This is a genomic window from uncultured Thiohalocapsa sp. (assembly GCF_913062725.1).
Classification (GTDB): Bacteria; Pseudomonadota; Gammaproteobacteria; order Chromatiales; family Chromatiaceae; genus Thiohalocapsa.
This window is the reverse complement of sequence record NZ_CAJXWY010000046.1, coordinates 19,877-32,550: the sequence shown is the minus strand read 5'-3', so window position 1 is coordinate 32,550 and position 12,674 is coordinate 19,877. Positions and strand designations below refer to the sequence as shown.

9 protein-coding genes are annotated in these 12,674 nt (G+C 63.1%); 5 read left to right on the top strand and 4 right to left on the bottom strand.

Annotation, left to right across the window (positions count from 1 at the left end):
* Nucleotides 1-351: type II toxin-antitoxin system VapC family toxin (locus tag QZ588_RS12945; RefSeq protein WP_366929568.1), on the top strand; the 351-nt coding region annotated here is incomplete at its 5' end.
* Between the two features lie 509 nt (nt 352-860).
* Here the strand turns inward: QZ588_RS12945 and QZ588_RS12940 are convergent.
* From QZ588_RS12940 to QZ588_RS12925, 4 genes are all read right to left on the bottom strand, one after another.
* On the bottom strand, nt 861-1,028 hold the full coding sequence (locus QZ588_RS12940) for an MIT C-terminal domain-containing protein (RefSeq protein WP_295543359.1): 168 nt from the start codon (nt 1,026-1,028) through the stop codon (nt 861-863).
* Nucleotides 1,025-2,677, bottom strand: coding sequence for a BREX system Lon protease-like protein BrxL (gene brxL / locus QZ588_RS12935; RefSeq protein ID WP_366929567.1), 1,653 nt, complete (start codon nt 2,675-2,677; stop codon nt 1,025-1,027). Before brxL ends, QZ588_RS12940 begins: the two co-directional genes overlap by 4 nt.
* 74 nt (nt 2,678-2,751) lie before the next feature.
* The gene (pglZ, locus tag QZ588_RS12930; RefSeq protein WP_295543357.1) at nt 2,752-5,271 is read right to left on the bottom strand and encodes a BREX-1 system phosphatase PglZ type A; all 2,520 of its coding nucleotides are present in this window, start codon (nt 5,269-5,271) and stop codon (nt 2,752-2,754) included.
* 6 nt (nt 5,272-5,277) lie between these two features.
* Entirely contained in the window at nt 5,278-5,580 is a 303-nt protein-coding gene (locus tag QZ588_RS12925; RefSeq protein ID WP_295543356.1) for a hypothetical protein, read from the bottom strand.
* A 529-nt stretch (nt 5,581-6,109) separates the two neighbouring features.
* Between QZ588_RS12925 and QZ588_RS12920 the strand changes: the two genes are divergently transcribed.
* The 4 genes from QZ588_RS12920 (at nt 6,110) to QZ588_RS12905 (ending at nt 12,666) form a co-directional block, all read left to right on the top strand.
* Nucleotides 6,110-6,904: a hypothetical protein gene (locus QZ588_RS12920; RefSeq protein ID WP_295543355.1), complete on the top strand. Its 795-nt coding sequence runs from the start codon at nt 6,110-6,112 to the stop codon at nt 6,902-6,904.
* Nucleotides 6,891-7,439: a DUF1788 domain-containing protein gene (locus tag QZ588_RS12915; protein ID WP_295543354.1), complete on the top strand. Its 549-nt coding sequence runs from the start codon at nt 6,891-6,893 to the stop codon at nt 7,437-7,439. The genes QZ588_RS12920 and QZ588_RS12915 overlap by 14 nt, the downstream gene beginning before the upstream one ends.
* Nucleotides 7,440-7,497: 58 nt before the next feature.
* Nucleotides 7,498-10,956, top strand: coding sequence for a BREX system P-loop protein BrxC (gene brxC, locus QZ588_RS12910; RefSeq protein WP_295543353.1), 3,459 nt, complete (start codon nt 7,498-7,500; stop codon nt 10,954-10,956).
* 123 nt (nt 10,957-11,079) lie between these two features.
* Nucleotides 11,080-12,666 carry a Fic family protein gene (locus tag QZ588_RS12905; RefSeq protein WP_295543352.1) on the top strand — a complete coding sequence of 529 codons (1,587 nt, stop codon included), beginning with the start codon at nt 11,080-11,082 and terminating at the stop codon, nt 12,664-12,666.
* Nucleotides 12,667-12,674: the final 8 nt, after the last annotated feature.

The following is a 12,674-nucleotide window of genomic DNA, read 5'->3' as shown; positions in this document are numbered from 1 at the left end:
GCCATCGCTTCGGCAGCTTCTCATGCTGCCCGGTCAGCTCCGTGCCGACCGAAGCCACATTGCTGCGGCACACACAACTATCTTGACATTCACCGGGAGGCGCTCGTCAAATATCGGCTCGGCAAGCTGCCGCTCCCGGCATCACCGCACATCTACCTGCCCGAGCAACGGCGTCGGCACCGCATAGAGACCCTGCCCTTGGATGAGCCCAGCGTCGCGCGTCTCGCCGGCCTGCCGGACCTGCACCGCGATCCGTTCGACCGCATGCTGGTCTGCCAAGCGTTGGAGCATGGCTTGACGCTCGCGACCGTCGATCCGGCCGTGCGCGCCTATCCCGTGCCGGTCTGGTGAGCCTCTGCCGATGAAGCTGCATCGCGACCTGCTGCTGTTCGAGTTCGTCTCCTCCGCCCTCGGCGGCGACTTTCGAGCCATTTCCGCCTCTACGTGCCTGAGCCCGGTAAGGCCGGTTCGCGCTCCGGTGAGAGTCTGCCGACGGACCGTATGCCCGTTGCATCCTGTTCGACTACGCCTACCGCAGTTTCTATCTGGACGGCCACGGGAAGGACTACTGGGTTGCCAACCTCCAAGCCGACCAGGACAACACCCACGCGGACCTGCTGCTGATGGCAAGCACGGCCTGGTATGCCTGCATACCCTCTCAGTGCCAGGATAAGTGACCTGCAGCTGTTTGCCGCGCCGCTCCGACAGCGTGACCCGCTTGGCGCGCCGCTGCTGGCGGACTGGGCGCACCTCGTGACGCTTGTCGCCCAGATTCAGATCCCGAAATGCCTCAGCTGCCCAATCCATGTCTGCCTCTACAGCTGTCATGGCACAGACGCTGCTCGCGTGTTCCCCAATACTCATTCACTCTGCTCTCCCCTTATCCGCATCCAGGTAATCTCAAACCCCTTGACCCGCCGAAACTCCTGGCGGTTGCGCGCCTGGTGGAACAGACGGATGTAGGGATCTGTGATGGTGATCTGGGAGGCGCCGTACAGCCAGGGCCAGAACAGCGCCTCGAAGCTCACCCCGGTCTGGTTCTCACTGAAGACCTGATGCCCCTCGCTGGCCTGCGCTGAAACATCGGCGTTGAATCCCGTGGCCCCAGCACAGACCCTGGTGCTGCCGATGCGCGTGGATCACTGTTTCCCGCTGCGGCTGGCGACGTTGCCGTTTTTGCGGGCGGGGGATCAGCCCCGTTGGTGTCCGCAGCCGCTTCGGAGCCAGCCGGTCCGGGTGCGGTTGCCTGCTCCCGGGCCACTTCTCCTGCGCTCCCGGATCGCTGCTGATACCAGCGCGGATACTCGATCTCCTCGAGCGTCTGCACCGAGACCTTGGCGCCATCGCCCGTGGTGAAGGAAAAGTCCACTGCCGGATAGGTATCATCAATGCGCATCAGCTGATCCTTGACGCGCTTGCGGCATTCCAGCGCCAGGGTCAGGATTTCCTGCAGCTCCTCAACACTGGCGCCACCACCGGGAAACAGCAGCTTCATCAGGCCGGAGAAAGTTTTGTGCACAGCATCCCGATCACGCGTGGAGATGTCCGCGCTCAGGGTGAAGTGCGCCAGATAGCCGTCCGAGTGATCCTGATTACGCAGGTAACGCAGAATCTCGGCCAGAAAATCGACGATGAAGCCGTAGCCACTGGAGAACATTTCGCCGCGGATGACATCCACCTCCCAGCCGGGCAGGTAGGCGTGCAGGCGGTCGATGAAGGCGCTGTCGTAGTATTTGTCCGGCAACTCCTCGAATAGATCCGTGTGCTTGAGCATGTAGGGCACGGTGTGCCGGGTATTGCCGACAAACACCATGGATGCGTCGGCGCCCAGCGTCTCCACGCCGCGTGAGAAGGTCTTGTTGGCCAAATAGTTCTTCATGATGTCGACCAGCGCCTTGTCGACCCGCTTTTGCTTGCCGGCGAACTCGTCGAAGGCCACCACATCCCAGAACCCCACCAGGCCCAGCTTGCCGCTGCTGTTGTTGACGAACAGCTTGGGCACCGTGACTTCGCCACCCGACACGAGAATGCCGTGCGGTGAGAATTCCGAGTAGACATGTGACTTGCCGGTCCCCTTGGGACCCAGCTCGATGAGGTTGTAGTTGCGCTCGATATAGGGGATCAGCCGCATGAGTTGCAGCAGCTTGCCGCGACGGCCGAAATGTCTGGGATCGAAACCGATGGTCTGACACAGCAGGTCGATCCACTCATCGGTCGAGAAACCCTCCCGCGCCTGCAGGTAGGCCTCGAAGTCAAAACTCGACAACTGAATGGGCTTGAGTGACATCAGCACCCAGGGGACCGTATTGGGCTCTTCGCGATGGTCATATTCGACCTCGGCGATGCACCAGATCCCGGACACCAGTAGCTTGGGGTGCGCCGTGACGGTGTCGGTCTCGACAACAACCTTGTTGATGCCAAGGTTGGAGAAAGTCGCCTCGTAGAGATCGCTCTTGTCGTTCAGGCTGACCGCGATCTTGTCGATGACCTTCCAACGGCCCTTCTCACGGATGTTGGAGCGGATCAGACCGGCCTCGCTGCGATGCACATAGTGCTTGGCCAGGATTTCCTTGACCGTCTGGATGCCGGACTGGATCGAGACCTCGTCACTGGTCGCGCAATACTGCCCGAGCAGAAACTCCAGCACATAGGAGGGCACGATGGCGTTGCCCTTCACCGCCTTGACCAGATCCTTACGGACCACAAGGCCCGGGAAGGCAGCGTTGATGCTGTCGTCGAGTGGAGTGGTCATCAGAAATCGAAATCCCCGCCGAAGGCGCGCCGCAGGCGGTAGCTGGCGCTCTTATAGGTCTGGTACGCACTGGTCCTGCCAAAGCGCGTCTGTAACCGCAGCTGGACCTCCTGACCATCATAGGCGTCCGCGGCGCGTGACAGTAAAAAGCGCACCGGCTGCTCCCGGTCGCGGGGATTCTCAGACACCAGATCAAACAGCAACTCATGCTGATCTGAAATCAGGGTGCCATCGGTGGCATAGAGGCCCGCGCGCAAGGCCAAGGCTCGACACTTCTCGCTCGCCGGCTGGGCCTGATACAGCACCACCGAATGCTGATTGGTGGTGATCATCCGGGTGCCGCCGGTCAGGATGTTGACCTCCACCGTCTCGGTATCGCTGGCGCGCGCCTTGTGCACATGCAGCACCGGCACCACCACCTCTTGCAGGCTGGCGCCGCCATGGACGAAGCGGCTGCCAGAGCCACTGAGCCGCAGCCGGTGGATGGACTTGGGGATCAGGAGCTCGGTCGTGCCCTCCAGACCGACCGCCTGGGCGCTGAAGTGGCGCAGGCCCGGCGCCTCCCGCAATCCGGACCCCAGCACGAAGCGCCGATCGCGATAGCGGATGTCCTCACCTTCGACCTCGGCGGTGGAATAGTCGCTCTCCTCGATCGGCCGATGCTGGTACAGGAAGCCATGATCGGCGGTGATCAGCAGGTTGTTGACGTTGTTGCCGGTCAGCTTCTTGATCAGCTTGATCAGATCGTCCAGCGCATCCTCCGCCGCCTCGAAGACCCGCTGCTCGGTATCGCGCTTGTCGCCGACCGCATCCACCCGGTTGTGATAGAGATAGAGCACGTCATGGTCGCGGATCAGCGCGCGCAAGGCCTCGCGATCCAGACGCATCACCTCGCTGGCCTGTCGCGCGGCGGCGCGATCCTCGGGGCGCCCTTGCGCCAGAATCCTGCCGCGGTTCTCGGTGCCGGTCGTACTCAGACCATCGACGCTCACCGCGGCTGCGGCCGCGCCGCTGGCCTCCGGGGTCTCGGCAATCCGCAGATCACGATTGGGCAAGAGCGCCGCCATACCGAGTTGGGTGTAGCTGGGCAGCACCCCGAACAAAGTGCTCAGTTCGGCCCGATAGCGGTCCAGTGCCCGCACCTTGTGCAGCAACTCCTCGCCGATTTCGTAGCGCAGGGCATCCGAGATAATGACCACCACCTTCTGATCCCGGCGGCGAAACGGCAGCACCTGCTCGGCGTAAAAGCGGCGCTGGCGAGGGATCTCCTCGGCCTCCCAGGCCGCCTGCCGATCGATCACATCCTGCCAGGCATTGCTCAGCGGCAGCAGGTAACGGTTGCTGTAGTGGTTCTCGATCTGATTGCTGATCTCGGCGAGGAGACCGCTCTGGCCTGATCGGTCGGCATGGAACCAGAACTTGCGATATCGCTGGTCGATGCTGAACCAAACCCGGGTGTAGCGCTCCACGCCCTCGGTCAGCGACGACAGTTCGAGCCGCGCCGCGCTCAGCGCCTTCTGGAAACCGGCGGCATGGCCGATAGCCTCGTACAAGTCTGCATAGTTCGGGTACCAGTGGGTGATGCGACGTTCCCGCAACCAGCCCTCCACCTCCTCCTGGCTCAGATCGCTGCGCGCGACCGCCTGCACCAGGGCACTGATGAGGTGCCGGTCGATCAACTCGAACTGGTCCATCTTGATCAGAGCGCGGACATCCTGCCGGGGCAGATCCGCCTCGATGTCCAGGACCCCGGCATAGCGCGCGGACAGCCGCTGAAAGGCCTCGGCGGCGGTGCGGCTGTTCTTCCAGCGCGCAAAGAGCACGCGTGCCTCGCTGCTCAGCGCGGGCGGCTGCCCGAGGCCGGCGCGGTAACTGGCGTGAAACAGCTGGATCGCGAAATCTTCCAGGCTCGGTGAATCGGTGCTGTAGCCATACAAGGCCTCGGCCCGTGCCCACAGAAAGGCCTCCAGGTTGCTGCGTTGAATCAGGCGCTGGGCCGAGTCCGTCTCGTCGGCCAGTTCCTGCAACAGCACCTCCATGACCTCGTTCAACCCGCCCTGACAGCCGGCACAGACGGCCAGCATCTTCAGACGCACCGCATCGGCGTTGTCATCAGCGCCCAGCAAGACGCGCAAGCATTCCTGCCGTGCCTTGGCGGCGAAGAACTCGGCGTGTTCCTTCACCAGAGCGTCGTAGCGGGATGGCAGTCCCAGGTCACCGAGAATGAGTGCGGTCTGGTCGGCACGGAACACCCCGTGTGCCAGTTCCAGATCCAGCAACCAGTTGTCCAGATCCGCCGGTGGCGGGCCGGGGCGATAGACCAGAAACTGCTGCCTCGGCTCCTGGCGCAGCATGCGGTACTTGAGCCCGAAGGCATTGCCATTGACCTGTACCTTCTCCACGCCCTCGATGGAAAGATCCGCGAAGGTCTCGGCAAAGTCCTCCGTGGGATCCTGCCAGAAGACGATCCGGTGCTGGTTGAAGGCCCGCTCCAGGCTTTGGGTGATCTTGTCGAGCATGCGCGATCAGTGAAACAGCGCCTCTGGAGTCTCGGCGGTCAGGATGCGCTTCGACCAAGCCAGTAGCGTCTGCGAATCCGCAGTCAGGATACGTTCCCGAAGCGTGTCGTTGACCGAGCCGAATTTCTCCTCGGCCAGCTGTAACACAATCTTCGCCTCGCCGCGCTGCTCGCCTTGCTCAATATAACGGTCAATAAAGGTCTGCATGATGGGATCTCCATTGGAGGTCTGTTGCAGCAGGCGGCGTACGTCCTCTTCCTCCACCCGCTGCGTGCCTTGGACATAGTAGCGCAGCAGGGATTCCAGCACCTGCAATCTGGGCTTCACATGAACATCAACTGGATACAAGTGGAAAACGTTCCGGGTGCTCGCTAATTTCCTCCGTCAGGTCGATATCCAAGTCCGGCCACATGAACATGCATCCGCGCTTCCCCCCCCCTGTGTCAGACTACAAGTCGTGGCCTTGATTTTTTCCAAGCGGTAGGAGATGTTCATGTGCGTCATGTCGTCGGCCTTTGTCGTCCCAAAGTCGGAGAACGCTGGTGCCAGGATCGTAATCGTTGACGCTGCTTCGAAGCAGTTGCGACATTCTTTGGCCGCCGGCTCAGACGACAAGCTCGAGCGCGTGGTCGACAAGGCTGCTGTTAAGTGACTTAAAGTAAGGCTTCAATTAGATTTCGTTGATTGTGCGTTGGCCGCTGCCGATAGCTGTCGAAAGGTTAGGCGGTCGGCACTCAGTTGCCGTGCATCCAAGATAAAATCCGTGTAATATCGCTGCAATCAATCGCAGGCTACAGCGTGGTGTGCCCTGTTTACACGGATCTCTTGGATTCAGCCCTTGTTTGACACACCCCCCAGCACGACGCTGGAGCACTTCGGTTTCAAGTTTGGCCGCGGCGGCGCTCATGCTGCCCGCACCCTTATGCTGCCCGAACTACGCCAACTGCTCGACGGCCTGCCTAAGACCGCAACCTCTACGGAGTACCCTGCAGCGATTGTCGCGTCCAACCTGCTCGACAAACCCACCTTGAAGGCGCGTCAGCTAACTTACAGGCACCTGCGCGACCTTTACCAACTCGACCCCAGCGCCTGCCTGTTTCGCCTGTTCCGCAGGCTTTGGTCGCTCGATACCGCGAGCCAGCCGGTGCTGGCGCTCAGCATGGCCCTGACCCGCGATGCGCTGCTACGCGCCAGCGTGCCCGTTATCCTCAAGGCCGAACCTGGCGCCGTCGTCAGTCGTGCGCAGATGGAAGCACGTATCGAAGCCTGGGCCGATCAGCGCTTCAGCCAGGCCTCTTTGGTCGCCATTGCGCAACGCCTGAACGGCAGCTGGACCCAAGCCGGCTATCTGCAGGGCAAGACAGTCAAGACGCGCGTCGAGCCCCTCATCACCGAGATCAATCTGGCCTTCTGCCTCTTCCTGGCCTACCTGGAGGGGCGCGAGGCACAACGGCTGCTGAGCAGCGACTGGGTCCGTGTTCTGAACCTGCCCGAGGATCGAAGCTTGGCGCTACTCCAGCAGGCATCCCGCCGCGGACTCTTGATCTTCCGCCACAGCGGCCAGGTCATGGAAATCCGCTTCCCCAACCAGCTGACTCCACAAGAGGAGGCATGGCGCCATGAGCAGACTTGATCGGCTGCTGGAGGCCTACGCCGAGCATATCGCCAGCCCCTGGCAACAGGGCCTGTCCGGCAGCGAGAAGGTCATCTTTCTGGTCTACACGCCCAGCGACGAACTGCGCCTGCGGGTCTATATCGATGAATTCGAGCTGCGCACCCGCGAGGCCGGTCATGGCTGGCATCACATTGACCTCACCAACGCCTTCCCGCAGTGGATGGCCAATCACCGCCGGCGCGACAAGTATTTCGCCCGGCCAGAGCTGCTGTCGGGCCATGCCGAGGGCAAGCTGACGGAATTTACCCGCCATCTGGTCGAGCAGGTACGCGCCGGGGTTGCCGCCCAGCCGGCGGACAGCGTGGTCGCGCTCTCGGGCACGGGGACCCTGTTTGGTGTCTCCAGTGTATCTGAGCTGGTGGAAAAGGCCGCCGCAAGCATCCAAGGCCGCCTGGTCGTCTTCTTCCCCGGCGATGTCGACAACGATAACTACCGCCTGCTCGACGCGCGCGATGGCTGGAATTACATGGCCCACGCGATCACTGGCGCCTGACACCGGCAGCTGACATCCACGGAACCGCAACGACAACCGGCAACACAAGGACAAGCCCATGATCAATCAGGACATCTACGTCAAGGACCCCCTCGCCAACCCGTTGCTCAACGAGGGTGTCGCCGAGGTCACTGAGGACCGCTCAGAGTCGGCCATGGTGACCCTACGCTACGAGCTCGAGACCTTCGTTTGCGACGGTGAGTATGAAAAGGGCCTGAGAAAGATCCTGGAAACCTACCTGTCCAAGCTGGGGCAGGCTCCCGAGCAACCCAGCGTCTGGGTCAGTGGCTTCTACGGCAGCGGCAAGACGCACCTGACCAAGATGCTGCGCGCCTTCTGGGTCAATGAACCCATGCCCGATGGCGCCACGCCGCGCGGTCTGGCGGACCTGCCCACCGACATCCAGGATCTGCTGCGCGAACTCAGCACGCACGCCAAGCAATACGGTGGCCTGCATGCCGCCTCCGGCAAGCTGGGGTCGGGCGCCGGCGGCAATGCCCGGCTTGCCCTGCTCGGCATCGTCTTCAAGTCCGCCGGCCTGCCCGAAAAGTACAACCAGGCGCGGCTGGTGATGTGGCTCAAGCGCGAAGGCATCCTGGACAGCGTGCAGCAATCGCTGGCGCAAAGCGGCACGGACCTGGCCACCGAACTGCCCGATCTGTTCGTCTCCGACGAACTGCACGCCGCCATCCACGCGGCCAAGCCGGGTCGGGCGCCGGATGCCTCCACCGTCGGCGACCGGCTGATCGCCCAGTATCCCGAGGTACAGGACGTCTCCAACGACGAGATGATCCGTGCCATCAAGGAGGCGCTGAGCCGCGACGGTAAATTTCCGCTGACCCTGATCATCCTCGACGAGGTGCAGCAGTTCATCGGTCAAAGCGGCGATCGCGCCTACAGCATCCAGGAGGTGGTCGAGTCCTGCGCCAAGCACTTCGGTGGCCGTCTGCTGTTCATCGGCACTGGCCAGACCGCCATGTCCGGCACCGCCTCGCTGCAGAAGATCAAGGGGCGATTCACGGTCCCGGTGCAGCTCTCAGACACCGATGTCGAGGACGTCATCCGCAAGATCATCCTGCAGAAAAAGCAGCGCGCCGTCCCCGAGATCCAGCGCCTGCTGACGGACCATCTCGGCGAGATCTCCCGGCACCTGCGTGGCACCAAGCTGGAGCACACCACCGAAGACGAGGCGCTCATGGTGGCGGATTACCCGCTGCTGCCGGTGCGCCGTCGGTTTTGGGAAAAGGTCCTGCACAGGCTCGATGAGTCCGGCAACACCTCGCAACTGCGCAGCCAGTTGCGCATCGCCCACGAGGCCGCCAGCGCCACGGCCATGCAGCCGCTGGGCGGCATCGTGTCCGGCGACTTCATCTACGACCAGCTCAGCGCCGACCTGCTGCAGAACGGGCTGCTCTCACGCGAGGTCGATGACCGCATCCGTCGCCTTGCCAACGGGACGGATGAGGATCTGCTCAAGGCCAGCCTGATGAAGCTGATCTACCTGATCGGCAAGCTGCCAACCGAGCCGGCGGCGGATATTGGTCTGCGCGCCACGGAGGATAGCCTCGCCGATCTGCTGGTGTCGGATCTCGACGGGGACTCCAGCGCCCTGCGCAAGGCGGTCCCCCAGGCCCTGGAGGCCTTGCTGAACCAGGACCGCCTGGTGATGGCCATCGCCGGTGCCTCGGGCACCGAATATCGCCTGCAGACCGCCGAGAGCAGCGCCTGGAACGATGAGTTCCTGAAAAACCGCAGCACCCTGTCGGCCAACACCACGCGCCTGGACATGAAGCGCATCGACGCCCTCAAGACCGCCTGCCAGGAGGCGCTGAAGCGGGTCCATCTGACCCAGGGCCAAGGCCAGGTGGTGCGCACGGTCACGGCCTGTTTCGACGACAGCCTGCCGAATGACGCGGCAAAACGCATCTATGCCTGGTTCCGCGATGGCTGGAGCAGCAGCGACGCCGAGGTGGTGGGGGATGCGCGCAACGCCGGTCCCAACAGCCCCTCGATCTTTGTTTTCCTGCCCGCGCAAAGCCGCAACGAACTGCGCAGCGCCCTGATCGAGCATGGCGCCGCCCAGAGCACCCTGGACACCCGTGGTGTGCCGGGTACCACCGAAGGCCAGGATGCCCGCTCGGCCATGGAGACCCGGCGCAACGACGCCGCCAAGCGCATCGCCGCGATCATCAAGGAGGTCATCGCTGGTGCCTGTGTCTACCAGGCCGGTGGACAGGCTATCGATGGCAAGGATCTGACGGAGAAGCTCCAGCATGCGGGCGCGGCCTCGGTGGTGCGCCTGTATCGCGACTTCGATATCGCCGATCAAGCTGGCTGGGACAAGGCGCTCGATCGCGCACGCAAGGGCGAGACCCAGCCACTGCAGGTGATGGGTCATACCAGTGAGACCGATCAGCATCCGGTGACCAGCACGCTGCTCAAGCATTTGGGCGCCGGCAAGCAGGGGAGCGAGGTCCGGGAGCATTTCATGGGCCCGTCCTATGGCTGGTCGCAGGATGCCGTCGATGGCGCCCTCTACGCCCTGCTCGCCAGCGGCCATGTGCGCGCCAAGAACAACCAGGGCAAGTCGGTCGATGCCAAGGGGCTGGAACGCCGCCAACTCACCCAATGCCAGTTCGTCCCCGAGACGGTCACCGTCAGCCCGGTGCAGAAGATCCAGATCCGCAAGCTCTTTCAGGCCGCCGACGTCGGCTGTCAACCTGGGCAGGAGCTGGACAAGGCCCCGGCCCTGTTACAAAGGCTGCGTGATCTGGCGGACCAGGCCGGTGGCGAGGCGCCCAAGCCCGAACGCCCGGATGGCCAACTGTTGGATGCGTTGGAGGCCCTCAGCGGCAACAGCCTGCTGGCGGAGCTCTTCAGCCAGCGCGCCGCGCTGATGGCGCACATCGAGGACTGGCAGGCCACCGCCGAGGCCATCGCGCAACACTGGCCCGACTGGCTCCAGCTCCAGTATCTGCTCGATCACGCCAAGGCGCTCGGCCCCTGGCAGACCTTGCAGGCCGAGGCCGAGGAGATTCGCCAGCAGCGCGCTCTGCTTGCCGCCCATGATCCGGTGCAGGCGCTGCTCGGCAACAGCCTGGATCTGCTGCGCACCAGCCTCAACAGCCACGTCGAGCGCTATGCCGAGACGCTGACCCAAGAAGAGCAGTCGCTGGCCGAGGATGACAACTGGCAGCAGTTGGATGATGCCCAACAGGCCGAGATCCTGCGCAACCAAGGCCTGGTCGCCGCGCCAGCCGTGAATGTCGCCACCGCTGAAGACATCCTCGACGCCCTGGAGCAGTGCTCGCTGTCACAATGGTCCGACCGCGAACAGGCCCTGACCGGCCGTTTCGAGCAGGCCCGCCTGGAGGCCGCCCGGCTGTTGCAACCCAAGGTGCAGCGCGTCGACCTGCCGCGCCGCACCCTGGACGACGAACAGGCCCTGGCCGACTGGCTGGCGGAGGCCGAAACCCGCATCCGCGCCAAGCTCAAGGACGGCCCGGTCGTGATTTAGCCCGGGTTGAGGACCCGAGTCGACACGAAAACCTAAAAATACTGCAACACGAAAACCTAAAAATCCTACACTATTAAGGTCCATTACTCGCAGCATCCAGCCGCTGCTTTGCCAGACAACCGCATGGCGCACCTATCTGAAAAACTTGCAGAATCACTCCAGGCGCTGGAGGCCCTCCAGCGCACGGGGACCATCGCGGTGCGTTCCGCAGATCTCTCGCGTCCGCATCGTGAGCGCCTGCTCCGGGGTGGTTTTCTGCAAGAGGTCATCAAGGGGTGGTACATCCCGGCGCGACCAGATGAGCCCGCTGGGTCAAGCACGGCCTGGTATGCCTCCTACTGGGACTTTTGCGCCGCCTATTTGAACGCGCGCTTCGGTGATGCCTGGTGCCTGTCCCCCGAGCAGTCCGTTCGACTCCATGCCGGAAATCGCACCGTTCCGCGTCAACTGCTGGTACGGACCGACAAGGGCGGTAACAAACTGACCCAACTGCCCCACGCAACCGCACTGCTCGATGTCCGGAGCAGTTTGCCCAAGCCATCGGAACGCATCGAGCGCGCAGGGTTGCGGCTCTACAGTCTGGCTGCGGCGTTGGTCTTCAGCGGTCCCGGCCTGTATCGCCAGCATCCCATCGATGCACAGGCGGCCCTGGCCATGCTGCAAGATCCATCAGAGTTGCTGCATCCGCTGCTGGAAGGCGGACATACCAGCATCGCTGGGCGCCTGATCGGCGCCTTGCGAAACATGGGTCGAACGGAGATGGCCGAGGAGATCCTGAGCACGCTGCGCACCGCCGGTTATCAGGTTCGCGTGCAAGACCCCTTCGAGACACCAACCCCTGCGGTGCTGACGCCCCAGCCCGTTTCACCCGACGTCCATCGACTGCGCCTGATGTGGCAGCAGATGCGCCAGCCGGTCATGGCGCGTTTTCCTGATCCTCCGGGCTTGCCGACGAGCGCCACGGGCTATCTGGCCGAGGTGGACGACCTCTATGTCACCGACGCCTACCATTCCCTGTCCATCGAGGGCTATCGGGTCAGCGCTGATCTGATCGAGCGGGTCCGGCGCGGCGACTGGAACCCGCAGACCGATGCGGATGATCGCGCGCAGCGTGATGCCTTGGCTGCTCGCGGCTACTGGCAGGCCTTTCAGGCCCTGCACGGCAGTCTGGAACGGGTGCTAGCCGGCGAGACGGCCGGGAGGGTGGCAGAACAGGATCACCGCCTCTGGTATCGCGAACTTTTCGCGCCCGGGATCACCGCGGGTTTACTCCGCCCGACGGATCTGGCCGGCTACCGCAACGCCCAGGTCTACATCCGACAATCCATGCATGTGCCGCCGCCGCGCGAGGCGGTGCGCGACATGATGCCCGCGCTGTTTGACTGCCTGACGCAGGAAGACCATCCCGCCGTCCGCGCCGTGCTCGGCCATTTCCTGTTCGTCTACATTCATCCCTACATGGATGGAAACGGACGTATGGGGCGCTTCCTGATGAATCTGATGTTGGCCTCCGGTGGCTATCCCTGGACCGTCGTGCCGGTGGAGCAGCGTCATGCCTACATGGGCGCGTTAGAACAGGCGAGCGTGGAGCAAGACATCGTTCCACTGGCAGATTTGCTGTTGAGCCTGATCAAGGGCTCTAAGACCAAGCAGGCCCAGCGCAGCGAGACAGGATCCCATCGCGATGTCGATGCAAGCAGCCGCCGATGAAGACCCAA